We start from the raw sequence: 26,109 nt of genomic DNA, 5'->3' as shown, positions 1-26,109 counted from the left end.
GGCGCCGGCGGCGATGGTGGTGATGGTGGTGCCGGTCGGCAGGTTGACGTTCACTGGGGTGTTGCTGCTGTTGTTGGTGCCATTGCCCAGTTGGCCGTAGTAGTTGTAGCCCCAGGCGAGGACGGTGCCGGTGGAGGTAACCGCCAGGCTGTGGCTATGGCCGGCGGCGATGGCGGTGATCGTGGTGTTCGGGGGGAGGTTGACCACCACGGGGGTGCTGCTGTTGTTGGTGGTGCCGTCGCCCAGTTGGCCGGAGGCGTTTCGGCCCCAGGCGAGGACGGCACCATCGGAGGTCAACGCGACGCTGTGGCCGTTGCCGGCGGCCATGGCGGTGATCGTGGTGTTGGCAGGTAACTCCGCTTCCACGGGGACGGGGCTGTCGGTGGTGGTGCCGTTGCCGAGCGCGCCCCGGCCGTTTCCTCCCCAGGCGAGGACGGTCTCCGACATCGCGCTGGACGCGGCTGGCTGCTGCCGGGCAAGGGCGGGCCATCCGCCGGTCGCCTGCGTCACGGTCACCGCCAGCGCGAGGAAGAGCCATCCGGCGACCACGCGTCCCACCCGGCGCGCGTCGGCGTCCCGGACTCCCCACCGACGAATTCCCGGCCTCATTCATACCTCCGAGCGGACAATCCGCAGTTAGCCGAACAATTGCACTATTAACTCCCAATCTCCAGGACAGGTTTCGGAAACGCCCATCGCTGGCCGAGTCGGAGAAAATCCCCGTCAAACGGCGGCCGGCCGAGGGGCGTGCCGGAAGGTCGCGCGTTGCGGTCGCTGCCCTCTGAACTCGGGCGGCGTATGTCCGGTCAATGCCTGTTTGGCGTGTGGTCGGGGGCACGGTGGTGGCGGAATCTCGGCGGGTGCCGGGGCGTTACACCATGCGTACGACCGAGGAAGTGCCCCGCCACCCGCGGGATCGGCCGCCGGGAATGATGGTGGCCGGCCGGTCGTTACATCTGGACCCGGCGCCGTGCGTGTCCCGCGAGACCCGCGGTCGCCGACCTTTCCCTTAGTTCGTTGAGCGCCGGACGGTGCTTGCACCCCGCTCCCGACCCCCTTCGGGTGCCTGTGGGTGTCGACCCCCGAATGGAGCAACTCTCATGAACACGATTCTGCGTCGTAGTGCACTTGGTATCGCTGGTCTGGCCTTCGGTGCTGGTGTGATGGCCAGCCCCCAAGCCTTCGACACCACCACCGCCGCTACCACCCCCACCCCCACCACGTCGGCGGATGCGACCGCCTCGGCGGCTGCGGTGCCGGTGGAGAAGCCGGACATGGACACGCTGATCCCGCACGGCACCCAGGGTGAGCAGTCCCGCATCGACCTGGGCGACGAGCAGACCGGCAATGTGAAGGCCATCATCGAGGCCACGAAGAACGCCGACATGGACGAGCGGGCCGCCGTGGTCGCGATCGCTACCAGCCTGCAGGAGTCGAAGCTGGAGAACCTGGGACACCTGGGTGCGCGTAACGACCACGACTCGCAGGGCCTGTTCCAGCAGCGTCCGTCGTCCGGTTGGGGCACGGTGGAGCAGATCACCGACCCCGCCTACTCCACCACCGCCTTCCTGGAGGGTTTGAAGCAGGTCGAGGGCTGGCAGGAGATGCCGTTGACCGAGGCCGCGCAGACGGTGCAGGTGTCGGCGTACCCGTTCCACTACGCCCAGTGGGAGACCCAGGCCGCCGAACTGGTCGCCGAGCACTGGACCCGCTGACCCCCGCAGCACCACATATCTGACCCGCAAAGGGGAACACGTTGTTGGCCGGCACCCGGTTCGGGTGCCGGCCAACGGCTATCTCTGGAAGGTGCGCTGCGCGGGTGGGCGTCAGTGCGGACCAGGGGCGCCCAGGTCAGGGCGAGACCGTCGGTGAGCATGACCGGCGACGGAGAGGGGCCTTCGGGCGCGGGGAGCAGCCGCTGCAGGTAACTGTCAGGGCTGATGGCGGCCGGAACGCTGCGGTACGCCTCCACGACGAGCACGAGGAGTGCGGCCGGTACGACCCAGCGGGGCTTCGGCAGCTCACCGAGGAGTGCGTAGCCCCCGAGCGCCAGCAGGGCCAGGACCTCCGCGTGGCGCAGCGGGGGATTCCCAACCAGGACGCCGAGGACGTGGGCGGCCGCCAGTACGGCCGCTGTGCCGAGAAGCAGCGGTCGTAGGCGCACCGGCGTCATGCTGCCACGAGCGGGGGCGGTGTGCTGCCCGGCGCCGGTGGGACTCCGCGCTGTCGGGCTGGTGAACGACGAGGGGGTGGGCCACCGGACCCACCCCCTCGTATCGTCAGATCGTCAGCGCGTGATCTCGCCGGCGATGAACTCCTCGACGGCGGCGTGCGCGTCGGAGTCGGCGTACTGCACCGGCGGGGACTTCATGAAGTACGACGACGCCGACAGGATCGGGCCGCCGATCTTCCGGTCCATGGCGATCTTCGCGGCCCGGACCGCGTCGATGATGACGCCGGCGGAGTTCGGCGAGTCCCACACCTCAAGCTTCAGCTCCGCGTTGAGCGGGGTGTCGCCGAAGGAGCGGCCCTCCAGGCGGATGTAGGCCCACTTGCGGTCGTCCAGCCATGGCACGTGGTCCGACGGGCCGATGTGCACGTCGCTCTTGGCCATCTCGTGCGGCACCTGGGAGGTCACCGACTGGGTCTTCGAGATCTTCTTGGAGACCAGGCGGTTGCGCTCCAGCATGTTCATGAAGTCCATGTTGCCGCCGAAGTTGAGCTGGTACGTGCGCAGCAGCTCGACGCCACGGTCCTCGAACAGCTTCGCGAGCGCGCGGTGCACGATGGTGGCGCCGACCTGGCTCTTGATGTCGTCGCCGACGATCGGCAGGCCCGCGTCCTCGAACTTCTTCGCCCAGACCGGGTCGGAGGCGATGAAGACCGGGAGGGCGTTGACGAAGGCGCAGCCGGCGTCGATCGCGGCCTGCGCGTAGAACTTGTCGGCCTCCTCGGAGCCCACCGGCAGGTAGGCCACGACCACGTCGACCTTGGCCGCGCGCAGCGCCTCGGCCACGTCCACCGGCTGGGTGTCGGACTCCTCGATGATCTCGCGGTAGTACTGGCCGAGACCGTCGAACGTCGGACCGCGCTGCACGGTCACCCCGGTCGGGGGCACGTCGCACAGTTTGATGGTGTTGTTCTCGCTGGCGACGATCGCCTCCGCGAGGTCCATGCCCACCTTCTTGGCGTCCACATCGAACGCCGCGACGAACTCCACATCCGAGACGTGGTAGTCGCCGAAGGTGACGTGCATGAGACCCGGAACGCGGTCGTTCGGGTCGGCGTTCCGGTAGTACTCCACGCCCTGTACGAGGGACGAGGCGCAGTTCCCCACACCGACGATGGCGACGCGGACGGAGCCCATAGCGTCTGCCTCCTTCTCCTTCATCACGGCCGCTCTTTCCTGGACTCTCCAGGCGGAGGCGGGCTGTTGTCTTCTGGTCGACCGCCGGCTGCCCCGGTGGTTGGGGCTGTCGGGGCACGGCCGGAGCGCTCGTTGGCGATGAGCTCCTCCAGCCAGCGGACCTCACGCTCACAGGCCTCCAGGCCGTGGCGCTGCAGTTCCATGGTGTACGCGTCGAGCCGCTCGGCGGCGCGACCAAGCACGTCGCGGAGCCCTTCGCGGCGCTCCTCGATCTTGCGGCGGCGACCCTCCAGGATGCGAAGTCGGGTTGCCTGGTCGGTTCGGGCGAAGAACGCGAAGTGCACGCCGAAGCCGGTGTCGTCATACGTCTCGGGCCCGGCTTGGGCGATGAGTTGGGCGAACCGTTCCTTGCCCTCCGCGGTGATCTCGTAGACCACGCGGCCTCGTCGGCTGGTCAGCGCGGGAACGTCCGAGGCGGTGGGTGTCTCGTTGGCCTCGGTGATCCACCCTGCCGCCTGTAGGCGGCGCAGGGTTGGGTAGAGGGTTCCGTAGCTGATGGCCGCCCGGATGGCGCCGAGTTTCGCGGTCAGCTCCTTACGCAGCTCGTAACCGTGCATCGGAGCCTCCTGCAGGAGACCGAGGATGGCGAATTCGAGCACTGCCATCCTCCTTACCCTGCTCACCCGAGCCTAACCACGACGATGTATCGGACCGATACATCGTCACGCTAGCGGATCGCCGCAGGTGGGGCAAACCCCGCACCGCCGTGTTTCGAATACAGGTAGTTACCCCGGTCGCCGGGTGGGGCGACACCGCGTACGCTCGTGCTCATGCGTACGCAGCGCCAGGTGGTCGACTACTCGCTCCGGAAGCGAGCGGCGCTGCGGGACCTCCGGGCCAACCGGGTCGGCCCGGATGACCTCTGCGATGCCTCGCCATACCTGAAGAACGCTGCCCGGTTTCACGGCGAGTCGACCGACGAGCGGTGCCCGATCTGTCGGAGTGAGAACCTGACGCGCGTGCACTACATTTACGGCGACGAACTTCGGCAGTCCGCCGGTCAGGCCCGGAGGCTGGTGGAGTTGCCCGTGCTGGCGATGACACTGCGTGAGTTTCAGGTCTTCGTGGTAGAAGTGTGCCTCGGCTGCGACTGGAACCATCTCATCGAGCAGTATCTACTCGGACGGGACGGGCTGGCGGAGAACGGGCCAGAGCAGGTCGCAGTGGGCGGGGCGCCCACCACGGACGGCCCGGGCGAGCAACGGAGGCGAGAGGCGCAACGGTGACGTCAGCACGATCGTTCGCTTCGGCCCAGCGGGCCGTCACCTCGATCGATCGCCGGCTTGATTGTCCGAATAGCCCCCTTAGTTGGGAAATAGGCATCTTTGTGCGACGTGGCCGCGTCGTATCACCTGGTGCCGCAACTCACGGCAAACCGGTGGTGGCGCGGCAGCGCTCCACCGCGACCGGCAGGGTGTGAAGAATGAACTCGTACGGCGACCCCAACTCCTCGCGCGGGCGGGCCCAGATACCGGGCCAGCACGGCGTCCCCGGGCGGGCCGACGACGCGTACGGTGCCCCGGATGGTGCGGTGCGCGGTCAGTCGGCCGCACCGGAGGGAACAGCGGGCCGCGCCTCGGTGACACCCCGGGGCAGCGCTTCCAGCGGCCGGGCCTCGGTTGGTGGCTCGGCGTCCGTCCCCGCCCAGGGCGCCGCCGGTGCGGCCTCGGTCGGTCGGGCCGGTCGCGCCTCGGTGCCGGCCTCCGGTGGCCCTGGTCGCGCTTCCGTGCCGGCGCCCGCTGGTCCTGGTCGCGCCTCCGTGCCAGTATCCCCGGCGCCGGGCGGCTCCGCCGGACGCGCAAGCGTCGGCGCTGCGAGCGGCTCGGCCTCGGTTGGTTCGGCGTCCGTTGGTTCCGCCTCGGTTGGTTCGGCGTCCGTTGGCTCGGCCTCCGTTGGCTCGGCGTCCACGGGGCGGGCCCGAGCCGGCGCAGCGGCCGGGGGTCGGGCCTCGGTGGCGCGGGCCAGCGTCGCGTCGGCCTCCGGTGGCCCGGGTGGCCCGGGCGGCCCCGGTGGATCGGGCCGATCCCGCAATGGTGGCCGTGACCCGAACGCCGCCGCGCGGGCGAAGAAGCGGAAGCGGGCGAACCTGTTGATCGCCTCGTTCGCGGTCTTCATCATGCTCGCCGGCCTGGGTGTCGTCGGGTTCACCTACTTCTCCACCAACGTCGTCCTGCCCGACCAGATCCCACTTCCGCAGTCAACGACGGTCTACACGAGTGACGGCAAGGGCCTAGTCGCGAAGCTTGGTAACGAGAACCGGACGCTGATCACCAACAGCCAGATGCCACAGCACGTGCGCGACGCGGTCGCGGCGGCCGAGGACCGGAACTTCTACCGGCACTCGGGCGTCGACTACAAGGGCATCGCCCGGGCCGCCTGGAACAACTTCACCGACGGCGACCGGCAGGGCGCGTCAACGATCACCCAGCAGTACGCGCGCAACGCCTACGAGAGCCTTGAGGACGACACCTACGCCCGAAAGGTGCGCGAGGCGATCTTCGCCTCCAAGCTGAACGACGAGTTCAGCAAGGACGAGATCATGGAGAACTACCTCAACGTTATCTACTTCGGCCGTGGCGCCTACGGGGTCGAGGCCGCGGCGCAGACCTTCTTCGGTAAGCCCGCCAGCAAGTTGACCGTCGGTGAGGGCGCCGTACTGGCCGGGATGATCAAGCAACCGGAGAAGACCGCCACGCACAACGGGTACGACCCGGCGACCAGCCCGGAGGACGCGAAGGCGCGCTGGGACTACGTCCTTGACGGGATGGTGGCTGAGGGCTGGCTCGACGCGGCGGAGCGGCCGACCGAGTATCCGGAGGTGAAGCCGCCGGCCGAGGGGGGCAACGGCTTCGGTGTGGCGACCCCCCGCGGCAACGTCATCAACTATGTGCGGGCGGAGATGGAGCAGTGGGGGCTCTGCACCAACACGGGGGCTGAGGGTAAGCAGCCCTCCTGCGTTGACGCGCTGCGTACGGGTGGTTACAAGATTACTACCACCATCGACAACAAGATGCAGACCGCGATGGAGAAGGCGGCGCGGGCGGGGACGAAGGGCTCGGTCCTTGACGGCCAGCCGGAGAACCTGATGGCCGCCGGGGTCGCTATCGACCCCAAAACCGGTCGCGTGCTCGCCTACTACGGTGGAGAGAGCGGCGGCGACCTCGACTGGGCCGGCAAGAACACCGTGGGGGGCGTGCTCAGCGGTGGCCACCCGCCCGCCTCTTCCTTCAAGGTCTACACCCTGGCGGCCGCCATCGACGCCGGCATCTCCGTCAACTCTCTGTGGGACGCCACGCCCTTCACCCCGGAGGGCTACGAGAACCGCGTCTACAACGCGGGCCGAAATGCGACGTGTGGCAAGTCCTGCACCCTGGACGAGTCGACGGTCAAGTCGTACAACGTTCCGTTCTTCCACGTGGCGGAGCAGATTGGCCCGGACAAGGTAATCGGCATGGCCCGGCAGGCGGGTATCACCACCATGTGGACCGATAACCCAGTCAAGCCGTACAACCTGTTGGCGGAGAAGCCGGAGGACCTGGCGCCGCGGCACTTCGACCGGGTGGTGGGCTATGGCCAGTACCCGATCACCGTCCTCGACCACGCCAACGGCCTCGCGACGCTGGCGAACGACGGCGTCTTCCACCAGGCGCACTTCGTGCTCAAGGTCGAGCAGAAAGACGATAAGACTGGTGAGTGGAAGGTTGTCGGCGGGACCGGCGAGAAGCTGGACGGGCAGCAACGGATCCGCAAGGAGGTCACCGATGAGGTGACCGCGGTGCTCAGGCAGATCCCGAGGGCAAGCGGCGCCGCCCTCTCCGGGGGGCGGCCGGCGGCCGGGAAGACCGGCACCTGGGAGTTGCAGGACACCAGAAATAACTCGAATGCCTGGATGGTCGGCTACGACGACAACCTGGCGACCGCGTTCTGGGTCGGCAGCGCCGATCCCGACGAACCCGCGATCCTTAACAAGAACAACGGCAACATCGGCGGCAGCGATCTCCCGGCGGATCTGTGGAAGCGATTCATGGACGAGGCGCTGGACGGCGCGCCCAAGTCTGACCTGCCACAGATCACCGGTGTCGGGGACGACACGGCCGGTAACGGCGAGCCGCCGGAACCAGAGGAGCCGGACTGCGGATTGTTCGGCCTGTTCTGCGACGACGACGACAACGACGACGACAACGGCGGCAACAACAACGGCGGTAACAACAACAACGGCAACAACGGCGGTAACAACAACGGCAACAACGGAGGCGGCAACGGCGGTGGCAACGGTGGGGATATCGGGTTCCCGCCACCGCCGAACGGAGGCACCGAACGACCCGGACGGGGCTAGCCGGGCTGGCGAACGCCTAACCCGCTGCCGCGCCTTCCACCCAGCGGGGTGGAAGGCGCGGCAGCGCGGTGTCGGCGACACCCAGACCGCCGTGCGGTAAGGGCCAACTGTCTCCACGCCATCCAGGTACACGACGGCAACACGGATCTAGTGCAGGATGCACGTCATGAAGACGCAGACGACGGGTGGTATGGACGACGCCGCCGCACCGGACCACCCGTCCCGCTCCGACGGCTTCGTCCGTGGCGTCTCCGGCCTGATCGGGGGCCCGTTGGGCGACCACGCCACCGCGCTGGACCGCCCGGCCGGCGGGGAGCGTCGGTTCTGGACCGCGGTGCGGATCGTCCTGGCCCTGGTCTGCCTGACGATGGCCCTGCACTGGGTGCAGAAGTCGCCCTGCCAGGACGGCGCCTGGACGAACAACGTCCAGTACACCCGCTTCTGCTACACCGACGTGCTCGCCCTCTACTACGCCGAGGGGCTCAACGAGGGCAAGGTTCCCTACCGGGATCACCCGGTGGAGTATCCGGTGCTCACCGGCTACTTCATGGGTGCCCTCGGCCTGCCGGTGCACGCGCTCGGCAGCGCGGACCCCGGCCTGAACCAGGCCATGTGGTTCTACAACCTGAACGTGCTGGTGCTCGGGGCGCTGGCGGTGGCCACCGTCGCGGTGATCCTGGCGCTGCGGCGCCGACGACCCTGGGACGCGGCGCTCTTCGCGCTCTCCCCCGCGCTGCTGCTCACCGCCACCGTCAACTGGGACTTTCTCGCCATCGGATTGGCTGCCTTCGGCCTGTTCGCCTGGGCACGCCGCAAACCCGTGCTGGCCGGCCTCCTGCTCGGCCTGGGCGGGGCGGCGAAGCTCTGGCCGCTCTTCCTCTTCTGGCCGATCCTGCTGCTGGCCATTCGGAGTAGCCGACTGCGGGCCGCGCTCACCGCGATCGGTACGGGCGCGGTGGCGCTGGTCGTGGTGAACCTCCCCACCGCGCTGGCTTTCCCCACCAACTGGGGACGTTTCCTGGAGCTCAACACGGAGCGGCCGATCGACTGGGGCACCCTCTGGTACATCGGCCGCTACCTCGACGGCAAGTTCGGCGAACCCGGCACCGGCCCGTTCGAGTGGCTGAGCAACAACATTCCGGTGCTGAACAACCTGGCGTACGCGCTGTTCTTCCTGGCCTGCATCGGCATCGCCGTGCTGGCCCTGCGGGCCCCACGCCGGCCGCGCCTCGCCCAGCTCGCCTTCCTCGTGGTCGCCGCCTTCCTGATCTTCAGCAAGGTCTGGTCGCAGCAGTTCGTGCTCTGGCTGCTGCCCCTCGCCGTGCTTGCCCGCCCCAAGTGGGGTGCCTTCCTGGCCTGGCAGCTCGCCGAGGTCGGCTACTTCCTGGCCTTCTACGGCGAACTGCTGGGCACCGCCACCGGCACGCCGGTCTTTCCCGAAGGCGTTTTCGTGCTGGCCGCGACGTTCCGGCTGACCACCGTCGTCGTGCTCTGCGCGCTCGTTATCCGGGAAGTCCTCCAGCCGGAGCAGGACGCGGTACGGGCCAGCTACCCCGACGACCCGGATGGCGGGGTCATCGACGGCGCACCGGACGCCCCCTGGGTGTCCAGACAGCGAACGTCCGTGCCGGCGGCGACCTGATCGGCGCGGGAGCTGGTTACAGGCGGTAGACGACTACGTTGCCGATCTCCTCCCGGGTGATGCCGAGCAGGTCAACCGGCTCGTCGATGCTGAACTCCCACGGCGTACCGGCCACCTGATCCCGAGGGATCAGTACGTTGCGAACGCCCAGGGTGCGCAGGTAGTCGATGCTGGCCTGGTCGGGGAACGCGATTGTCACCTGACGCACCTCCGCGAGCAGGGCCGGGGTGAAGCCACTCCCACCGTTGACGATGTCCTGGAAGTGGGTCGTCGACCAGAGCATGACCGGCTGGTCATGACTCTGGTCGCTCGGCAGCACCAGCAGCGGGCCGTCCACCGTGCGCATCGCCGCGGGCTGCACCGGGACTACCGGGTGCGGGGTGCGATTCAGCCCCTCGACGGTCACCAAGAGCAGCGGAAGCAGCGTGGCCAACCGCAGCCACGGGCTCGGCCAGGAAGGGATCCGAGCGGCGGAGATCTTCCGGACCCGGCCGGCGAAGGCGCTCACCGCGCCGGCCGCGAGCAGCCCGAGCAGCAGCGTCGCCCAGAGCATCAGCCGGCCCGGTGTACGCAGGCCGTTCCACCCGGGTAGGTGCTCGAAGAGCGGCACGAAGGTGTACTGCCCGTCGAAGAATTCGGTGCCCATCGCCAGCACCATGCTGACCACGACCCCCGCCAGCAGCAGGAGCCGGTGCCGCACTCGCCACACCGAGAAGAAGAGGCCGCCCAGGGCGAGCGCGTAGAGCCCGTACCCGGGTAGCAGCGTCATCTCCGGGTGCCACGACAGCGTCGCCCGAGCCCCCTCGTGTAGGTCACCCCAGATCCGCGACTCGGCCGGCGCGGTGAGGAAACCCGTCGCGGGTGGGGAGAACCAGGCGAGGTCGGCCGCGGTTCGCTCCGCCTGCGGATGCAGCTCGGCGACGGTGAAGTAGGGAAGCGCGAGGAGGCCGCCGACCGCGGCGAAGATCAGCCCGCCGACCACGTCGGCGGTGAACAGCCGTCGACCGAAGGGGCGTCGCACCGGGCGGACAACCCAGCGCCGCAGAAACCAGGTCACCGTGGCGACCAGCCCGATCCCGGCGAGGACGTACGCGAACGGCAGCCCGATGCCGAAGCCGAGGCTCAGCTGCCAGGCGGCGACCAGCCACCCGGCGTAGACCCAACCGATCCGTCGCTTCTCCGGTCGGTAGCCGTGCCGCAGCGACCAGCCGTGCCCCCGGGCGAGCATGGCCAGCGCCAGCGGGATACCACCGTTGGAGACGACGTGCAGGTGCCCGGCCTGGGCCAGCAGCCAGGGCGCGTACGTGTAGGTCACTCCGGCGACCGCGGCGCCGATCCGGCCCGACCCCAACTGCCGGGCCAACACGTACGCCCCGAATGTGGCGAGGGCGTGGGCCAGCACAAACATGATGTTGTATCGGAGCAGGGCCGCTTCGGGGCCGGTCCCGATCATCCCCGCTGGGGCGTACCCCAGCAGCGTGTCGGAGAAGGCGAAGCTCCACCGTTCCGGGAAGAACGCATTGGAGTGCAATAGTCGGCCCGGGTCGGTCAACAGCGCGTGCCCGGACCAGGCCATCTGCCACGCCTGCAGGCTTGGATCCCAGTAGTCCTGAGGCAGGGTGTGGCGCGGGTAGCGCAGTGTCGGCCAGGTCATCGCGACGGCCAAGGCCAGCGAGCCGAGCGCCGCGAGTGTCCACTCGTGCACCAGCAACCGGCCGACGGCGCGCCTCGCCCGGCCAACGCGGGTCGGCACCGGCGTCGGAGCAGGGCCGAAGGAGGCGAACGGGTCCCGCTTCTCCTTCTCGCTCTCGCCCTCCTTCTCCTTCCCGCCCTCTTTGTCCTTCTCGGCGGTGCCGTCAGCGGCAGAAGCGGTGCCGTCAGCAGCGGAGTCGCTGGTGCGCTCGGCGGCGCTGTCGCCAACAGCGGTATCCGCGGCGGTGTTCTTGGTGGCGGTGCTGGCGTTGCCCGCGGCGGTGTTCTTGGCGGCGGTGTCGGCGGTGCTCTCGGTGCTGGCGGCCGTGGAGTCGGCCTTGGGTGACTCGGCGTCACCTGAGTCGGTTTCGAGCTTGTCCGTGCTGGTCTTGGGCTTTTGGTCACCGGCGGTGCTGGCCGCCGCGGGATTCGGTGGCGGTGCGCCGTCGGCACGTCCGGTGGTCATGAGGTCGGAGCCGGCACGCCGAGCTGCTCCCGGAGGAAGGCGACGTCGGCTGCCTGGCCGTCCGTCCCGCCGGGTGTCTCGACCACCACCGGGGCGCCGGCCGCACGGATCACCGCCACCAGCTGCTCCGGGTCGATCGCGCCGCCGGTCAGGTTGTCGTGTCGGTCCTGGCCCGAGTTGAAGGCGCCCTTGGAGTTGTTGGCGTGGATCAGGTCGATCCGGCCGGTGATCGCCTTGATCCGGTCGGCCAGCCCGAGCAATTCCTCACCGCCCGCGTAGGCGTGGCAGGTGTCCAGGCAGAAGCCCACCTCATGGTCGCCGATCGTGTCCCAGAGCCGGGCGAGCGCGTCCAGCCGGCGCGCGCAGGCGTTAGCCCCGCCAGCGGTGTTCTCGATCAGCACCGGCACGCCGAAGCCGCCGGATTCCGCCGCGTACGCGAAGGCCTTGCGCCAGTTGTCGAACCCGGTGGCGAGGTCGTCGCCCGCGTTGACGTGGCCTCCGTGCACGATCAGGCCGCGGGCCCCGATGGCGGCGGCGGCGCGGGCGTGCGCGAGCAGGAGTTTACGGCTGGGGATCCGGATGCGGTTGTTCAACGTGGCCAGGTTGATCACGTACGGCGCGTGCACGTAGAGGTCCACCTCGGCGCTGCGTAGCCGGTCGGCGTCCGCCCGCGGCTTCGGTGCCTTCCAGCCCTGCGGGTCGGAGAGGAAGAACTGCACGGTGTCGGCGGCTCTTGCGGTCGCCTCCGCCAGTGGGTCGGACGAATCGACGTGGGCTCCGATACGCATGCGGGGAGCCTACGTCGAGTTCACCCTCCGACGGTGACCGCAGTGCGGCGACGCGCGTAGCCGGAGCGGTCAGAGGTGCGTCACCGCCGCGATCAGTGGTCGTTGAACGAGGTGGGATGGACGGTTCTGCGGGATGAAATTTTAAGATTGTCTGAGATTTACCGAATTCTCCGACAAGTCCCACACATCAGGGATATGGTCGAGAAACAACATGAAGAAGCCCCGCGGGGTGTCGCCGGTCCAACCTCATCGGTGTGGTCGTTCCTCCCCAGGTCCCACCCAAGGAATGCGGACGCGACACCCCGCGGTCTCTGGTCACGGGGGGCCCGCCTCGACATCGACGTCCTGGCTGGCCCCCCGTGAACCATGTCCGGCGGCGTTTCCACCGCCCCGGGCATGATCCTTCGGACCGGGTATCCTGGTCCGGTTGTCTACGTCCGGCCGGGTCCCCCCGGTTCCGGAGTGGGCCACGACGCACGACCTCCTGTCACGGAAGGACCGTGGCCGCCTAGCCCATAGGAGGTGAGCACGTCTTGCGTCATTACGAGATCATGGTGATCCTCGACTCCAGCCTTGAGGAGCGCACCGTCGCCCCGTCGCTCGACACGTACCTGAACGTGATTCGGACCGCGGGTGGCTCGGTCGAGAAGACCGACGTGTGGGGCCGCCGGCGCCTCGCGTACGAGATCAACAAGAAGACCGAGGGTATCTACGCCGTCATCGACCTGCAGGCGACGCCAGCAGCGGTGGCCGAGCTGGACCGTCAGCTGCGGCTCAACGAGTCGGTGCTGCGTACCAAGGTTATTCGGCCGGAAGTGCGCTGAGGCGCACCCCGACCCCCAACCCCGACACCCCCGGATCAGCCTCGTCGGCATTGTCGGACGGCTCTGTCAGCCTGTACGGCGAGACGATGAGTGCGCGAGGAGATGGTCATGGCAGGAGAAACCATCATCACGGTCATCGGTAATCTGACCGATGACCCCGAGTTGCGATTCACCCCCTCCGGTGCGGCGGTCGCCAAGTTCCGGGTCGCCTCGACGCCCCGGTTCTTCGACAAGTCGTCCAGCGAGTGGAAGGACGGCGAGCCGTTGTTCCTCTCGTGCACCGTGTGGCGGCAGGCCGCCGAGCACGTCGCGGAGTCGCTGCAGCGCGGCACCCGTGTGATCGTGTCCGGTCGGCTGCGGCAGCGGTCGTACGAGACTCGCGAGGGTGAGAAGCGCACGGTTATCGAGCTGGAGGTCGACGAGATCGGCCCGTCGCTGCGCTACGCCACGGCGAAGGTGCAGAAGATGTCCCGCTCGGGCGGTGGTGGTTTTGGCGGCGGTGGTGGCCAGGGCGGCGGAGGCAACTTCGACGACCCGTGGGCCTCGGCCGCTCCTGCTCCTGCTCCCTCGCGTGGCGGGTCCGGCGGTGGCAACTTCGACGAGGAGCCTCCGTTCTGATGGCGCCGAGCGCCCGCAATCGCAAACCAGGAGCAAGGTCAATGGCCAAGGCTGCGGCACTTCGCAAGCCGAAGAAGAAGGTGAACCCGCTTGATAAGGACGGGATCACCTATATCGATTACAAGGACACTGCGCTGCTGCGCAAGTTCATCTCCGACCGGGGCAAGATCCGTGCCCGGCGAGTGACTGGCGTGACCTCGCAGCAGCAGCGGCAGATCGCCCGCGCGGTCAAGAACGCCCGCGAGATGGCGCTCTTGCCGTACACGGCGACGGCTCGCTGAGGGGAGGCGCCGACATGAAGATCATCCTGACTCAGGAGGTATCCGGCCTCGGTGCCCCCGGGGACATCGTGGAGGTCAAGAACGGCTACGGCCGTAACTACCTGCTGCCGCAGGGCTTCGCGATCACCTGGACCAAGGGCGCGGAGAAGCAGGTCACGCTCATCAAGCGGGCCCGCTCGGCCCGCGAGATTCGCGACCTTGGCCACGCCAACGAGGTCAAGGGCCAGCTCGAAGGGCTGAAGGTGGCCCTGAAGGCCCGCGCTGGCGAGGGCGGTCGGCTCTTCGGTTCGGTTACCGCGGCCGAGATCGTCGCGGCCGTCAAGGCCGCTGGCGGCCCGACGCTGGACCGTCGCCGGCTTGAGCTGCCCAAGCACATCAAGTCGCTCGGCTCCTACCCGGTGCGGATCAAGCTGCACCCCGAGGTGACCGCCGCGTTCGACCTGAGCGTCGTTCAGGGCTGACACCCCACCCGCACCACTGGTCGGGCCCGCGCCGTACTCGGCGCGGGCCCGATCTGTATCCGTCCCTGGGCCTGACCTGTGTTCCAGACCCGGGCCCGACCTGTTCCTGAATGGGTCCGACCTGCTTCCGACCCGGTGCCCGACCTGTGTCTGGACCCTGGGCCTGATCCGGCGGCCGGTGGTCAACCAGGCGGCTAGCCAGTTTTCTTTTATCCACAGGGTGTGGATTGCATCGTTGCAGCTCAGCGCGGTGTTGGGGGGAAGCCCTCCACGGTTATCCACAGGCTGTGCACACACTGCGCACATGCCGGCCCCCGGCTATCCACAGGTTGTCCCGAGACTCGTCCACCGCTGCTGTTGAGGCAGCCTCCTCGTCTTCCGTATGGTTGCCACCCGACCCGCCGCACGATGGCCCCCGATCGCCCTGCGGGTCGAGAAGGCCGTGACTCCGCGGTGAAGCTAGGACGATGAGTTGACGGTGTGAAGGGGGAGCCGTGTCCGTCGCCGACGAGATGCCAGCCGAACCGCGTGCGGGCGGGCCGACCTCGGTGCCGGTGCAGCGGGACGGCCAGTTCGAGAAGACCCCACCACAGGACATCGCCGCCGAGCAGTGCGTGCTGGGTGGGATGCTCCTCTCCAAGGACGCGATCGCCGACGTAGTCGAGATTCTCAAGAGCAACGACTTCTACCGACCCGTCCACGCCACCGTCTTCGATACGATCCTCGAGATCTACGGCCGGGGCGAGCCCGCTGATTCGATCACGGTTGCGGCGGCCCTGGCTGACTCCGGCGATCTGGTCCGTATCGGGGGTGCACCGTACCTGCACACCCTGATCGCCAGCGTGCCCACCGCGGCCAACGCCGCCTACTACGCCCGGATCGTCAGCGAGCGGGCCGTGCTCCGGCGGCTGGTCGAGGCCGGTACCCGGATCGTGCAGCTCGGGTTCGGTACCGCCGCCAGTGGCAGCCGGGACGTGGATGACGTCGTTGACCTCGCCCAGCAGGCCGTCTACGACGTCACCGAGCGGCGGGTCAGCGAGGACTTCGCCATCCTCGCCGACATGCTCCAGCCCACCCTCGACGAGATCGAGGCGGTTGGCGCCCAGCACGGCATGATGACCGGCGTGCCCACCGGCTTCACCGACCTCGACCGCCTCCTCAACGGTCTGCACGCCGGCCAGCTCATCATCGTCGCCGGGCGGCCCGGCCTGGGGAAGTCCACGGCGAGCATGGACTTCGCGCGGAATGCCGCGATTCGTGCCAACCAGGCCTCGGCGATCTTCTCGCTGGAAATGAGCAAGGTCGAGATCGTCATGCGACTTCTCTCGGCTGAGGCCCGGGTGCCCCTGCATGTGCTCCGCAGCGGTCAGCTCTCCGACGACGACTGGACGAAGCTCGCCCGCTGTATGGGCGAGATCAGCGAGGCACCGCTCTTCGTGGACGACACGCCGAGCATGAACCTGATGGAGATCCGGGCCAAGGCGCGGCGCCTCAAGCAGCGACACGACCTGAAGCTCATCGTCGTCGACTACCTCCAGCTGATGACCTCGCCGAAGCGTACGGAGAGCCGGCAGCAGGAGGTCGCCGACCTGTCCCGTGGCCTCAAGCTCCTCGCGAAGGAGGTCGAGTGCCCGGTCATCGCGGTCAGCCAGCTGAACCGTGGCCCCGAACAGCGGACCGACAAGCGGCCCCAGCTCTCCGACCTGCGGGAGTCCGGCTCCATCGAGCAGGACGCCGACGTCGTTATCCTGCTGCACCGCGATGACTACTACGACAAGGAGTCGCCGCGGGCCGGGGAGGCGGACTTCGTCGTGGCCAAGCATCGAAACGGGCCGACCGACACGGTGACGGTGGCAGCGCAGCTCCACCTGTCGCGCTTCGTGGACATGGCGATCGTGTGAGTGGACCTGGCGATCGGTGAGGGCGGGTTGACCTGGCGATCGGGTGAGCCGGCCGGTTGGCCGATGAACGTCCGGAAGGACCCCGCCCCGCGCTGCCACGGTGGGGCCCTCCGGACGCGCCCTACCGGTGCTCGGCCGAGCAGCCGGCGCTCAGCCGAGCAGGTCGCCCAGGAAGCCCTTGTGCCGCTTCCGCCGGTAGTGCCCGTGGTAGCCGTAGTGCTGACCGTGGCTGCCGTAGGCCGGGGCCGGGGCCGGGGGGTAGCCATGCGCGGGCGGCGGCGGGGGCGGCACGGTGCCATAGCCGGGCTGCTGCGGCGGCGGGGGCGGCGGGTACCCGGTGGGCTGGCTGGGCTGGGCGGGTGCCGGAGCGGCTTGCTGCCGGTTCCAGTTAGCCTCCGCCTCGAACAGCTTCTCCAGTTCGCCGCGGTCGAGGAAGATCCCCCGGCACTCGCTGCACTGATCGATGACGACGCCACTGCGCTCGTACTGGCGCATCTCGCCGTGACACTTGGGACAGGTGAGGCTCATCATCCGACCGTACCTGGTTGACCTAAGCGGTCGCGGTCAACGTGGCGGTCACTTCGTCGTCGGAGACCTCGTGGAAATCGTCGTAGTAGGCGCTGACCGCGGTGAAGCCGGTCGGGTGCTGTGGGCAGACAACCTGATCGGCCTCGGCGGAGAGCAACTCGTACGCCTCCTGCGAGCCGACCGGGGCAGCCGCCACCACCCGACGGGCACCGAGGTGGCGGGCGACCTGGACCGCGGCGCGGGCAGTGGCGCCCGTGGCGAGGCCATCGTCAACGATCAGGGCAGTGCGGTCGGTGAGGTCCAGCGGCGGGCGGTCGGCCCGGTAGAGCCGCTCCCGGCGGTCCAGCTCGGCCCGCTCCTGGCGGTCCACGTCGGCGACCTCCGCCGAGCTGAGCCGGCCGGCGATCCGCTCGTTGAGCACCTGAGCCCCGCCGGGACCGATCGCGCCGAACGCGACCTCGGGCGCCCCGGGAAGGCCGAGCTTGCGGACGGTGATCACGTCGAGCGGGGCCTCGAGCCGACGGGCGATCACCTCGGCCACGGGCACTCCACCGCGGACCAGACCAAGCACGATGACATCGGGGTCGCCGACGAGCGCGGTGAGTCGATCGGCGAGCGTCCGACCCGCGTCGCTGCGGTCACGAAAGGTGGTCACCTCTCAAGGTGTACGCCGTGCGAGCCAGCTCCGTGGCGGGTTGCTGGATTCCGGCGGGCGAGTGCGGGGGCCCAGATCAGGAAGGCCAGGGGGTAGAGCAGGTAGCCGAACCGGCTGGCGGGCATCAGCAGGAGCGCGACGAGGAGCCCGTACCCGCAGATGAGCGACGCGGCGGCGGCCGTACGCGGCGGGCGGCGGGTGAGCCGCAGGGCGAAGGCCAGCCCGACGGCGAGCAGCAGTCCGCCGGCGAGTAGCCGCCCGGCGGGCAGCGCGGTGGAGATCAGGTGGCCCGGGAGCGGGGACTGAGCCGGGCTGGTGACCAGGCCTTGGCCGAGCGGAAAGCGGAGCACGTTCTCGACCAACGCGTCGGAGTCGATCAGCAGGACGGGTAGCAGGGCGATGGCCGGCAGCCCCAGGGCACCGGCGAGGACCCGCCGTCCGGACGATCGGGTGGCGCCCCAGACGGCCAAGACCACCGCGACCGGCCAGGCGAAGAGCTTCAGGGCAGCGGCCAACCCAACGGCCGCTCCAGCCCGGCCCGGTCGGCCGGCGGCGGCGAGGGTCAGCGCGAGCAGGCAGAGCGCGAGAACGGGCAGGTCGTCGCCGCCGGTGGCGAGGGTGAGCGCGCTGACCGGCAGGATTGTGGCGGCCTGTACGCCGCGCAGGATGCCGTCGCCAGGCCGGTGCGCGTCGTGGGCGCCGGTTCGCCAGAGCGTGCGTCCGGCGAGTGCGAGGGTGGCGACGGTGGCGAGCGCGAACCACACCCGGGCGTCGGTCAACGCGGTGTCGACGATGGCGCGGGGCAGACCGAACAGGGCCATGCCCGGTTGGTACGGGGTATAGCCGAACAGCTGCTCGCTGGTGGGGAGCGCGGCGATCGCCTCGCGGCTCAGATACGGGGTACCGGTCTCGATCAGCCGCCGCCCGGAATCCTCAACGACGATGACCTCCTCCTGCGCCCGGTCGGTGCGTCCGAAGGCCCGTTCGATGCTCTGCCAGAGCACCGGCAGCAGCACGGTGGTGGTAGCGGCGAGCCCGGCGACCACCCAGCGGGTGGAGAGCCCGGTCAGCGGAGAGCCGGGGCGGCGTCGCCAGATCAGCAGCTGGGCGGTGGCGGCGATGGCGGCGACGAGGTAGCCGGCAGTGGCGATACTTCCCCACGCGCGGTGCGGGGCGAGGGTAGAGGTCAGGGTGGTGACTGCGGCGAATCCGGCCGAGGCGGCGTAGAGGGCGAGGTCGACGGCGAGGCCACCGGCGGCGTTGTCAAGGGCGAGCCACCCACGGCGTACGCCCGGAACGGCGCTGGTCACGCGGTCAGTTTTGCAGATCCACGGCGGCGGGTCAGGCGGGCTGGGAACGACCGCGGCGGTAGTCGGCCGGCGGTCTGTGGAAGGCGGATGACCGTACCGAAAGCCTCACCGGCGCGGCTCCGCGCTGGCAGGCCGCTCCAACCGGCGGCTCGGGCCGGGCACAGCGGTGACTAGACTCGCCGTCGTGACGGATTCCGCGCAGCTCACCCACGTTGACGCGGCAGGCGCAGCCCGCATGGTTGACGTCTCCGCCAAGGCGGTGACCGGGCGGCTGGCCGTCGCCACCGGTCGGCTCCGCACCACCCGCGAGGTCATTGATCTCTTGCGCCGTGATGGGCTGCCCAAGGGTGATGCGCTCGCCGTCGGCCGACTCGCCGGGATCATGGGTGCGAAACGGACCCCGGACCTGATTCCGCTCTGCCACCCGATCGCCCTGCACGGGGTCGCCGTTGACCTGACCCTCACCGACGACACCGTCGAGATCACCGCGACCGCTCGGACGGCCGACCGCACCGGCGTCGAGATGGAGGCGCTCACCGCTGTCGCGGTCGCTGGCCTCGCCCTCATCGACATGGTCAAGGCGGTCGACCCGGCGGCCACAGTTGACGCGGTCCGAGTCCTGCGTAAGGAGGGCGGAGCGACCGGCGAGTGGGTCCGCCCCGAGGACCGGCTGTGATCCGGGCGCGGGTGATCGTCGCCTCCAACCGCGCCTTCGCCGGTGTCTACGCGGACACCAGCGGCCCGCTGCTCGTCGCCGGCCTGCGGGAGTTGGGCTGCACGGTGGACGAGCCGGTGATCGTGGTCCCCGACGGCGACCCGGTCGGGGCGGCGTTGAGCGCTGCCGCCGCCGAGGGGGTGGATGTCGTGGTGACCAGTGGCGGCACCGGCATCAACCCGACGGACCGTACCCCGGAGGTGACCCGGGCTCTGCTCGACCACGAGATCCCGGGCATCGCGGAGGCCATCCGCGCGTACAGCCGGGACCGCGTACCCACCGCGGTGCTGTCCCGGGGAGTCGCCGGTGTTCTGGGACGGACGCTGGTGGTGAACCTCCCCGGCTCGACCGGCGGCGCCCGCGACGGGCTGGCCGTGCTCGGGCCGATCCTCGCCCACGCCGTCGACCAGCTTCGTGGTGGGGACCACTGATCGGTTCGCGAACCAACGGTCACATCGGCGCCCCGATACTCTCGTCGGGTGAGCATGGAAGCCGCAGCCGCCGACCCCGTCGCTCCGCCCTCACCCGCGGGCTGGGAGGAGGCGCGTTCCCGGGCATACGCGGTGGGTCGAGCTGCCGCGCTGCCGGTGGTGAGTCGCCCGCTCGTTGACATCGACGGGCATACCCTGGCCGAGCCGTTGGCTACCCGGACCCCCCTACCGGCGTTCCGTACGACCAGTGTGGATGGCTGGGCGGTGCGGGGCGCCGGCCCGTGGCGGATCGTGGGTCGGGTCCTGGCCGGCGGGGTTCCGGCGCCGCTGACCGAGGACGGCACCACCGTCGAGATCGCCACCGGTGCGATGGTTCCCGATGGTGCCGCCGCTGTGCTGCGGGTGGAGGAGTCGAGCCGTACTCCGGATGGGTTGGTGACCGGCACCCCGCGTCCGTCGCCCGAGTGGCGGCTGCCGGGTGAGGAGGCCGCTGCCGGAGAGGAGCTGTTTCCGGTCGGGACGCCCGTGGACCCGGCGGTGATCGGGTTGGCCGCCTCCTGCGGACACGACACCCTGCGCGTACGGCGGCAGCCCCGCGCGGCGCTGCTGGTCTTCGGGGACGAACTGTTGACGGCCGGGCCGCCCGGGGCGGGGCGGGTCCGGGACGCACTCGGTCCCGCGGTGCCGGCGTGGCTGCGCCGGTACGGGTGTGCGGTGCGCTCCTCCGACGTGGTCGGGCCGGTGGCGGACACCCTCTCGGCGCATGTGGCGGCGCTCAGCGATGCGCTCACCCACGCCGATCTGGTCTGTACGACCGGCGGCACCATGCATGGCCCGGTGGACCACCTGCATCCCGCGCTCGAGGCGTTGGGGGCGGAGTACGTGGTGAACACCGTCGCCGTTCGGCCCGGCTTCCCGATGCTGCTGGCCCGGGTGGTCGGCGCCGACGGCCGGGTACGTTTCGTCGCCGGGCTGCCCGGTAACCCGCAGTCCGCGATTCTCGCCCTGGCGTCGCTGGTCGCGCCGCTACTGGCTGGTCTCGTCGGTCGGCCGATGCCGGAGCTGCCGCAGGCGGTGCTCGCGGAGCCGATCCCCGGGCGGGGTGCCTTCACCCACCTTGCATTGGTTCGGCTGGATCGGGCTGCCGGAACCGCCCATCCGCTCCGGCACGTCGGCTCGGCCATGCTCCGTGGCCTGGCCGGAGCCGACGGGTTCGCGGTGATCCGCCCCGGCGCCTCCGGGGAGCCGGGCGACCGGGTGTCGGTCGTGCCGCTGCCCTTGCTTCCCGGGGAGCGTGGGTCATGACCGTCCCGACCGTGGCGTTCGGCGAGGTTACCGAGCGACCGCTGGATCTCGCCGCCCACGAGGGCGTGGTGGCGGACCGGGCCGCTGGCGCGGTGGTGTCGTTTCAGGGTGTCGTCCGGGATCATGACCACGGCCGGGCGGTGGTCGCGTTGACCTACGAGGGGCACCCGAGTGCCGAGCGGGTGCTGCGCGAGGTCGCTGCCGAGATCGCCGCTGATCCCGAGGTGTACGCGGTGGCTGTCTCGCACCGGGTCGGGCCGCTGGAGATCGGCGAAGCGGCGTTGGTGGCGGCGGTCAGCACCGCCCATCGAGCCGCCGCGTTCGCCGCCTGTGCCCGACTGGTTGACGAGGTGAAGGCACGGCTGCCGATCTGGAAGCGGCAGGTGTTCGCGGACGGCACCGAGGAGTGGGTGAACTGTCCCTAACGCCGTCCGTGCGTGGACCGCGGGTCCTCGGTCGCCGGTCAGTGATCGCCGGGTCGCCGCCGTCGGTCAGCGGCGGCTGGCCAGCGAGACCGGCCGACCCGGACGCTCGCCGTAGAAGGCCGGCTCGGCCCCGGGGCGCCAGGGCAGCGCGGCGACCAGCACGATCAGCGCCAGGGCCAGCGAATTCTCCATCAGAGCACCGAAGAGGCCGTCCTGATAGTGCGACACCTCGGGCAGCTGGTGCTCGTACGGCCAGATCGGCGAGATGAGGAAGAGGAGATAGAGGGTCACGGCGGCGGCCCCGTGTCGGAGCCCGGTCAACGTCGGGTACCAGATCGGGGGGCGCAGACCGTTAACTTCGGGTAGGTCACCCAGACCGGCCCGGGCGAAGAGCGCCCGGCTGGCGTCCCGGCGGCGGACGGCGGCGTCGGCGAGCACGATGATCGCGGGGATCACCCAGACGAGATGGTGCGTCCAGGAGATCGGGCTGATCACACTGGTGGTGAGGCCGACCAGGGTGAACGCCGTCAGCTCGTCGCCGTCTGCCCGCGCGTTGGCGGCCCGGGACAGACCGAGCGCGAGAACCAGGATCGCGAACGTGAACCAGAGCAGCCCCGGGGTCTCGATCGAGTCGTGGAGGCGGGCGAGCAGACCGGCGAGCGATTGGTTGGGGGTCATGTCGGCGGCACCGACCCGCTCGGTTTGCCAGAGCACCCCACCGAAGTAGGCCCGGGATTCGGAGCCGACGACGGCGAACGACCCGATCGTCACGGCCAGTACGGTGCCGACGGCGGTGGTCGCCGCCCGCCACTGACGGGTGATCATGAGGTAGGCGATGAAGAGTGCGGGAGTCAGCTTCACCGCGGTGGCGAGGCCGATCCCGACGCCCGCCCAGGTGCCGCTGTAGACGAAGCGCAGCAGCGGCCCGTCGGTGGGAGCGACGTGGGTGCCCCGGCGGGATCGCCAGCGCAGACCGACCAGGTCGGCCATGACCAGTGCGAACAGGAGCAGATTGACCTGCCCGTAGCCGAGGGTTTCCCGGGACGGCTCGAGGGCGGCGGCGAGCACCGTCGCGAGCGCCACCGCGTACCACAGGGGATAGTTGAGCCGGTCGGCGATCGGGCGGAGTAGCGCGGCGAGGACCGCGGCCAGCGCGGCGACGCTCGCCACCGCGTTCACCAGCCCGGCCAGCCCGACCGGAAGGTGGGCCATCGGGAGCATGGCGAGCCCGGCGAAGGGGGGGTAGGTGAATCCAAGGGTCGTGTCGGGCGCGATGAACTCGTACAGCTCGTGGCCGTTCGCCCACCACACCGCCGCGCCGTGGTAGATCTTCAGGTCGAAGAAGTTGTACGGTCGCCCGAACGCGCCGACGGCGAGCCAGGCAGCGTATGCGACGACGGCCACGACTCCGATTCGGATGAGGGTCCTGCGATCGAGCCCCCGTGGGACGCGGCGAACCGGGGTGAAGCGGCGCACCCGCCGACGGAGAGTCGTCGGCATCGAGTGGCCACCCCCGTACCAATATCGTCCTAGCCGTCCTGGTCCGGTACGGAGCCTAGAACGGTCCCTCACGTTTTTGCCTCCCGCGCTATGGGATCGTGTCCGATCCCACACTGGTTTTGACATTTCCACCGGGTTATCACCGGGTGGACGGTACGCCGGATTCGCTGTCCAGTCCGACGGAGTGCGACGGGAGGGGAGTCGACGCAGGTCAGCCGGGGAAGCGTCGAGCCGTCGTTGCCGATCGTACGGTGATCCGGGCCTGGCGGCGGGCGGTACGGACAGCTCGCGTTGCCCAACGCTGGGAGTGGTCGAGCCGTTGACCGGCCCGCCAGCGTAGCCCCGGCTTCCCAGCGGTGTCCGCGGCGGCCAGCAAGAGGCCACCGAAGAGGCCGAGGTTTTTCAGAAAATGGAGTTGGTTGTTTACCCGCATTGCCGGATCCGTGTCAGTCCAGAAGGGATGCCCGGCGATAGTACCCGGCACCAGAGTGCCGGCCAGAACCAAGGCCACGGGTCGGGTAAACCGTCCGGTGGCGAGCAGCAGGCCGGCGCCGAACTGTACGGCCCCGTTGGCGCGGATCAGGGTCTCGGCATCGGTGGGGATACCAGGAACAGCCTGTCGCAGCAGGGGTTCGACCCGGTCGGTCATCGGCTTGGCGGCGGGGGCGAGCCGGCCCGGGGCGGCGAGGCTACGGGCCCCCTCGACCACGAGGATGCCGCTGAGCATTACTCGGGCGAGGGAGCGTACGGGTGTCATGGGTCAGTCATACCCTGTCGGATCCGTCGTCACCCCGGCAACCGACCGATCCGGGTCGGTCGACCTGCCACGCCGAATCGCGGGACTGCCCCGGATGGGCCATCGCCGGAGGGTAATGTCCCCGGCGTGACCACCATGCGGCTACGGCCCGAGGAACCAGCAGATGCCGGTGCGGTTCGTCGGGTCCTCGCTGGCGCGTTCGCCCGCCCCGATGTCACCACCCCGCCTGAGGTCAGCCTCGTTGACGAGCTGCGTGGCAGCGCGGAGTGGCTGCCGCCGTTGGCCATGGTTGCCGAGTACGGGGGTGAGGTTGTCGGATATGCGCTGCTCACTCGGGTGCGAGTGCGCTCCGACTCTGACGACGTGGCCGCGCTCGCCCTTGGACCGGTGGCGGTCGCCCCGCACCGACAGCGCATCGGGCTGGGCAGCGCGGTGGTACAAGCGACCCTGGACGCGGCCGTCGAGCTGGGTGAGCGCCTGGTGGTGGTGTTGGGTGATCCGGCCTTCTACCGGCGGTTCGGGTTCGGCCGGGCCGACCGGTTCGGCCTCACCAGCCCCTGGTCTGGGCTCGGCGAGCCCTGGCAGGCCCGAGTGCTGCCCTCGGTCGACAGTGGCACGGGAGCGCCGCCACCCGGCGAGGTGATCTTTCCTCCGCCGTGGTCGAAGGTGTGAGTCGCCCGGACTGCACCGGCGGGCATCGCCCGGGCTAGGTCGGCGGGCGTCGACCGGGCTGCGTCGGTTGGGCTCGGGCTACGCCGGCTGGGTGCGAAGGTAGCGGCCGAAGTGCGGCACGGTGAACGCCACCGTGCCGCGCTCGCCGGAGTAGATCAGACCCTTTTTGATCAGCGCGTCCCGAGCCGGGGAGAGGCTTGCGGGCTTGCGCCCCAGCGCACGAGCGATCTCGGCGGTTGGCACGGCGGCGTCCATGTCGTCCGGGGCGCTGTCGTCCGTACCGTCGATCAGGGAGCGGGCCGCCATCGCCCGCATGTATTCGCGCTCGGCCGGGGTAGCCCGTTCGAACCGGGAGCCGAAGAAGCCCACCGCCAGCTCGGCCTCGGCGTCCGGCGCCGCCACCCGGACATCGGCGGCGGTGATCGGTGAGCGGGGGGCGTGGTCCCAGGTCGTCTTCCCGTACGCCTGGACGAAGTAGGGGTAGCCGCCGGATTTTTCGTAGAGCAGGTCGAGCGCCTTCTGCTCGTACTCGATCTCTTCGCGCTCAGCGGGCGCGCAGAGTGCCTGGTCAGCGGCGATTCGGTCGAGTCGATCGATGCGTTGGTAGCGGAAGAGCCGTTCGGAGTACGACTTTGCTGCGCTGAGTACGGCCGGAAGGTGTGGCAGGCCGGCACCGACCACGATCAGTGGCGCGCCGAGTTGGGACAGCTCATGGCAGGCGGCGCAGAGGGCGGAGACCTCCTCCGGGGCGAGGTCCTGCATCTCGTCGATGAAGACGGCGATGCCGGTGCCGACATCGGCGGCCACCGCGGCGGCGTCGGTCAGCAGCTCCACCAGGTCGATCTCGATGTCGCCGGAGTCGGCCCGTCCACTCGCGGCGGGGACATCGATGCCGGGTTGCCACCGGTCCCGCAGTCGGGGGGAAGCCCCGCCCCGACCGCTCGGGGCGGACCGTTGCGCGAAGGCCTTCAGGACGCCGAGGAAGGCGTCGATCCGGTCCGGAGCGCGGTGCCGGGGGGCCAGCTCGCGCACGGCCATGTGGAGGGCGGCCGAGATCGGGCGGCGCAGCGATTGGTCTGGCCGGATTTCGATCTTGCCGCTGCCCCAGAGTCGGTTGATGGCCTGTGACCGTAGCGTGTTGAGCAGCACCGTCTTGCCCACGCCCCGCAGCCCGGTGAGCATCAGGCTGCGCTCGGGCCGGCCCCGCGCGATCCGTTCCAGGACGATGTCGAAGACGTCCAGTTCCCGCCCCCGCCCGGCCAACTCGGGCGGGCGCTGCCCGGCGCCCGGAGCGTAGGGATTGCGGACCGGATCCACGCATCGGAGACTATCGGGATGTCTAGCAGTAGGGCTAGACATCTGTAGATGGGGCTAC

The 26,109-nt window shown here is 69.7% G+C and carries 26 protein-coding genes and 1 pseudogene; 14 read left to right on the top strand and 13 right to left on the bottom strand.

The genetic code is table 11. From position 1 onward, the window contains the following. Positions 1 to 609: RCC1 domain-containing protein (locus B116_RS28550; protein ID WP_033667836.1), on the bottom strand; the 609-nt coding region annotated here is incomplete at its 3' end. Positions 610 to 1,100: 491 nt separating this feature from the next. Between B116_RS28550 and B116_RS0124165 the strand changes: the two genes are divergently transcribed. Next, entirely contained in the window at positions 1,101 to 1,715 is a 615-nt protein-coding gene (locus B116_RS0124165) for a hypothetical protein (RefSeq protein ID WP_027661586.1), read from the top strand. A 122-nt stretch (positions 1,716 to 1,837) separates the two neighbouring features. On the opposite strand, the pseudogene B116_RS28875 reads toward B116_RS0124165, so the two are convergent. The 3 genes and pseudogenes from B116_RS28875 to B116_RS0124150 form a co-directional block, all read right to left on the bottom strand. Then, positions 1,838 to 2,173: pseudogene (locus tag B116_RS28875) on the bottom strand (hypothetical protein); the annotation flags it as partial. Between the two features lie 114 nt (positions 2,174 to 2,287). Then, positions 2,288 to 3,367 (bottom strand): inositol-3-phosphate synthase, encoded by a 1,080-nt coding sequence (locus B116_RS0124155; protein ID WP_026321773.1) that lies wholly within the window; start codon positions 3,365 to 3,367, stop codon positions 2,288 to 2,290. Between the two features lie 23 nt (positions 3,368 to 3,390). Then, positions 3,391 to 4,026, bottom strand: coding sequence for a PadR family transcriptional regulator (locus B116_RS0124150; protein WP_026321774.1), 636 nt, complete (start codon positions 4,024 to 4,026; stop codon positions 3,391 to 3,393). Positions 4,027 to 4,197: 171 nt separating this feature from the next. On the opposite strand from B116_RS0124150, the gene B116_RS0124145 reads away from it, so the two are divergent. Beyond that, positions 4,198 to 4,653, top strand: coding sequence for a DUF5318 domain-containing protein (locus tag B116_RS0124145; protein ID WP_026321775.1), 456 nt, complete (start codon positions 4,198 to 4,200; stop codon positions 4,651 to 4,653). A gap of 313 nt (positions 4,654 to 4,966) precedes the next feature. Here B116_RS0124145 and B116_RS29075 read toward each other — a convergent pair whose 3' ends face one another. Beyond that, on the bottom strand, positions 4,967 to 5,545 hold the full coding sequence (locus B116_RS29075) for a hypothetical protein (RefSeq protein ID WP_397540862.1): 579 nt from the start codon (positions 5,543 to 5,545) through the stop codon (positions 4,967 to 4,969). Here B116_RS29075 and B116_RS25840 point away from each other — a divergent pair. Further along, the gene (locus B116_RS25840; protein ID WP_033667834.1) at positions 5,517 to 7,763 is read left to right on the top strand and encodes a transglycosylase domain-containing protein; all 2,247 of its coding nucleotides are present in this window, start codon (positions 5,517 to 5,519) and stop codon (positions 7,761 to 7,763) included. The genes B116_RS29075 and B116_RS25840 overlap by 29 nt on opposite strands. A 166-nt stretch (positions 7,764 to 7,929) precedes the next feature. Then, complete coding sequence (locus B116_RS0124135; RefSeq protein ID WP_027661583.1) at positions 7,930 to 9,405, top strand: glycosyltransferase family 87 protein; 1,476 nt, start codon at positions 7,930 to 7,932, stop codon at positions 9,403 to 9,405. A gap of 16 nt (positions 9,406 to 9,421) precedes the next feature. Here the strand turns inward: B116_RS0124135 and B116_RS0124130 are convergent, their stop codons facing one another. Together B116_RS0124130 and B116_RS0124125 are read right to left on the bottom strand one after the other, a co-directional pair. Beyond that, the gene (locus tag B116_RS0124130) at positions 9,422 to 11,563 is read right to left on the bottom strand and encodes a hypothetical protein (protein WP_027661582.1); all 2,142 of its coding nucleotides are present in this window, start codon (positions 11,561 to 11,563) and stop codon (positions 9,422 to 9,424) included. Next, entirely contained in the window at positions 11,560 to 12,351 is a 792-nt protein-coding gene (locus tag B116_RS0124125) for a deoxyribonuclease IV (protein ID WP_018722596.1), read from the bottom strand. The genes B116_RS0124130 and B116_RS0124125 overlap by 4 nt, the downstream gene beginning before the upstream one ends. A 533-nt stretch (positions 12,352 to 12,884) precedes the next feature. Here B116_RS0124125 and rpsF point away from each other — a divergent pair. The 5 genes from rpsF to dnaB all read left to right on the top strand — a co-directional run bounded on the left by rpsF (position 12,885) and on the right by dnaB (position 16,436). Continuing rightward, the gene (rpsF, locus tag B116_RS0124120) at positions 12,885 to 13,175 is read left to right on the top strand and encodes a 30S ribosomal protein S6 (protein WP_025618049.1); all 291 of its coding nucleotides are present in this window, start codon (positions 12,885 to 12,887) and stop codon (positions 13,173 to 13,175) included. Between the two features lie 90 nt (positions 13,176 to 13,265). Further along, positions 13,266 to 13,793, top strand: coding sequence for a single-stranded DNA-binding protein (locus B116_RS0124115; RefSeq protein ID WP_018733076.1), 528 nt, complete (start codon positions 13,266 to 13,268; stop codon positions 13,791 to 13,793). Between the two features lie 41 nt (positions 13,794 to 13,834). Further along, positions 13,835 to 14,074: a 30S ribosomal protein S18 gene (gene rpsR / locus B116_RS0124110; RefSeq protein WP_007073789.1), complete on the top strand. Its 240-nt coding sequence runs from the start codon at positions 13,835 to 13,837 to the stop codon at positions 14,072 to 14,074. A gap of 14 nt (positions 14,075 to 14,088) precedes the next feature. After that, positions 14,089 to 14,535, top strand: a complete 447-nt coding sequence (rplI, locus tag B116_RS0124105) for a 50S ribosomal protein L9 (RefSeq protein WP_018722598.1) — start codon at positions 14,089 to 14,091, stop codon at positions 14,533 to 14,535. Positions 14,536 to 15,029: 494 nt separating this feature from the next. Next, complete coding sequence (dnaB, locus tag B116_RS0124100; protein ID WP_018722599.1) at positions 15,030 to 16,436, top strand: replicative DNA helicase; 1,407 nt, start codon at positions 15,030 to 15,032, stop codon at positions 16,434 to 16,436. Between the two features lie 150 nt (positions 16,437 to 16,586). On the opposite strand, the gene B116_RS0124095 is transcribed toward dnaB, so the two are convergent. The 3 genes from B116_RS0124095 to B116_RS25835 are packed head-to-tail and all read right to left on the bottom strand — an operon-like array spanning position 16,587 to position 18,929. Continuing rightward, positions 16,587 to 16,967 carry a TFIIB-type zinc ribbon-containing protein gene (locus tag B116_RS0124095; protein ID WP_020608275.1) on the bottom strand — a complete coding sequence of 127 codons (381 nt, stop codon included), beginning with the start codon at positions 16,965 to 16,967 and terminating at the stop codon, positions 16,587 to 16,589. A 19-nt stretch (positions 16,968 to 16,986) separates the two neighbouring features. Further along, entirely contained in the window at positions 16,987 to 17,619 is a 633-nt protein-coding gene (locus B116_RS0124090; protein ID WP_027661581.1) for a phosphoribosyltransferase, read from the bottom strand. Continuing rightward, positions 17,616 to 18,929, bottom strand: a complete 1,314-nt coding sequence (locus tag B116_RS25835; protein ID WP_050591920.1) for a glycosyltransferase 87 family protein — start codon at positions 18,927 to 18,929, stop codon at positions 17,616 to 17,618. The genes B116_RS0124090 and B116_RS25835 overlap by 4 nt, the downstream gene beginning before the upstream one ends. 184 nt (positions 18,930 to 19,113) lie before the next feature. Between B116_RS25835 and moaC the strand changes: the two genes are divergently transcribed. The 4 genes from moaC to B116_RS0124065 are packed head-to-tail and all read left to right on the top strand — an operon-like array spanning position 19,114 to position 21,805. Further along, complete coding sequence (moaC, locus tag B116_RS0124080; RefSeq protein WP_018722603.1) at positions 19,114 to 19,605, top strand: cyclic pyranopterin monophosphate synthase MoaC; 492 nt, start codon at positions 19,114 to 19,116, stop codon at positions 19,603 to 19,605. Then, complete coding sequence (locus B116_RS0124075) at positions 19,602 to 20,075, top strand: MogA/MoaB family molybdenum cofactor biosynthesis protein (RefSeq protein ID WP_018722604.1); 474 nt, start codon at positions 19,602 to 19,604, stop codon at positions 20,073 to 20,075. Before moaC ends, B116_RS0124075 begins: the two co-directional genes overlap by 4 nt. Positions 20,076 to 20,129: 54 nt before the next feature. Then, complete coding sequence (locus B116_RS0124070) at positions 20,130 to 21,380, top strand: molybdopterin molybdotransferase MoeA (protein WP_027661580.1); 1,251 nt, start codon at positions 20,130 to 20,132, stop codon at positions 21,378 to 21,380. Then, a complete protein-coding gene (locus B116_RS0124065) occupies positions 21,377 to 21,805 on the top strand; it encodes a molybdenum cofactor biosynthesis protein MoaE (RefSeq protein WP_027661579.1) in 429 nt (142 codons plus the stop codon). Before B116_RS0124070 ends, B116_RS0124065 begins: the two co-directional genes overlap by 4 nt. A gap of 66 nt (positions 21,806 to 21,871) precedes the next feature. Here the strand turns inward: B116_RS0124065 and B116_RS0124060 are convergent, their stop codons facing one another. Both B116_RS0124060 and B116_RS0124055 read right to left on the bottom strand, forming a co-directional pair. Further along, on the bottom strand, positions 21,872 to 23,305 hold the full coding sequence (locus B116_RS0124060; protein ID WP_027661578.1) for a glycosyltransferase 87 family protein: 1,434 nt from the start codon (positions 23,303 to 23,305) through the stop codon (positions 21,872 to 21,874). Between the two features lie 211 nt (positions 23,306 to 23,516). Next, positions 23,517 to 24,062: a DoxX family protein gene (locus tag B116_RS0124055; protein WP_027661577.1), complete on the bottom strand. Its 546-nt coding sequence runs from the start codon at positions 24,060 to 24,062 to the stop codon at positions 23,517 to 23,519. Between the two features lie 135 nt (positions 24,063 to 24,197). Here B116_RS0124055 and B116_RS0124050 point away from each other — a divergent pair, with 135 nt between their 5' ends. Next, complete coding sequence (locus tag B116_RS0124050) at positions 24,198 to 24,734, top strand: GNAT family N-acetyltransferase (protein ID WP_050565611.1); 537 nt, start codon at positions 24,198 to 24,200, stop codon at positions 24,732 to 24,734. 78 nt (positions 24,735 to 24,812) lie between these two features. Here the strand turns inward: B116_RS0124050 and B116_RS0124045 are convergent, their stop codons facing one another. Beyond that, a complete protein-coding gene (locus B116_RS0124045; RefSeq protein WP_027661576.1) occupies positions 24,813 to 26,051 on the bottom strand; it encodes an ATP-binding protein in 1,239 nt (412 codons plus the stop codon). Positions 26,052 to 26,109 lie beyond the last annotated feature (58 nt).

Source organism: Salinispora fenicalii (genome assembly GCF_000514815.1).
GTDB lineage: Bacteria > Actinomycetota > Actinomycetes > Mycobacteriales > Micromonosporaceae > Micromonospora > Micromonospora fenicalii.
The sequence above is the reverse complement of the archived record's forward strand: the minus strand, read 5'-3'. Positions and strand labels throughout refer to the sequence as shown.

Excerpts from the sequence above, each read along its gene's own strand:
- B116_RS0124155 (WP_026321773.1), bottom strand. The coding sequence starts at position 3,367 with ATGGGCTCCGTCCGCGTCGCCATCGTCGGTGTGGGGAACTGCGCCTCG.
- B116_RS0124060 (WP_027661578.1), bottom strand. The coding sequence starts at position 23,305 with ATGCCGACGACTCTCCGTCGGCGGGTGCGCCGCTTCACCCCGGTTCGC.
- B116_RS0124055 (WP_027661577.1), bottom strand. The coding sequence starts at position 24,062 with ATGACACCCGTACGCTCCCTCGCCCGAGTAATGCTCAGCGGCATCCTC.
- B116_RS0124165 (WP_027661586.1), top strand. The coding sequence starts at position 1,101 with ATGAACACGATTCTGCGTCGTAGTGCACTTGGTATCGCTGGTCTGGCC.
- B116_RS29075 (WP_397540862.1), bottom strand. The coding sequence starts at position 5,545 with ATGATGAAGACCGCGAACGAGGCGATCAACAGGTTCGCCCGCTTCCGC.
- rpsR (WP_007073789.1), top strand. The coding sequence starts at position 13,835 with ATGGCCAAGGCTGCGGCACTTCGCAAGCCGAAGAAGAAGGTGAACCCG.
- B116_RS0124070 (WP_027661580.1), top strand. The coding sequence starts at position 20,130 with ATGGAAGCCGCAGCCGCCGACCCCGTCGCTCCGCCCTCACCCGCGGGC.
- B116_RS0124130 (WP_027661582.1), bottom strand. The coding sequence starts at position 11,563 with ATGACCACCGGACGTGCCGACGGCGCACCGCCACCGAATCCCGCGGCG.
- B116_RS0124095 (WP_020608275.1), bottom strand. The coding sequence starts at position 16,967 with ATGATGAGCCTCACCTGTCCCAAGTGTCACGGCGAGATGCGCCAGTAC.
- B116_RS0124145 (WP_026321775.1), top strand. The coding sequence starts at position 4,198 with ATGCGTACGCAGCGCCAGGTGGTCGACTACTCGCTCCGGAAGCGAGCG.
- B116_RS0124125 (WP_018722596.1), bottom strand. The coding sequence starts at position 12,351 with ATGCGTATCGGAGCCCACGTCGATTCGTCCGACCCACTGGCGGAGGCG.
- rplI (WP_018722598.1), top strand. The coding sequence starts at position 14,089 with ATGAAGATCATCCTGACTCAGGAGGTATCCGGCCTCGGTGCCCCCGGG.
- B116_RS0124065 (WP_027661579.1), top strand. The coding sequence starts at position 21,377 with ATGACCGTCCCGACCGTGGCGTTCGGCGAGGTTACCGAGCGACCGCTG.
- B116_RS0124050 (WP_050565611.1), top strand. The coding sequence starts at position 24,198 with ATGCGGCTACGGCCCGAGGAACCAGCAGATGCCGGTGCGGTTCGTCGG.
- B116_RS0124135 (WP_027661583.1), top strand. The coding sequence starts at position 7,930 with ATGAAGACGCAGACGACGGGTGGTATGGACGACGCCGCCGCACCGGAC.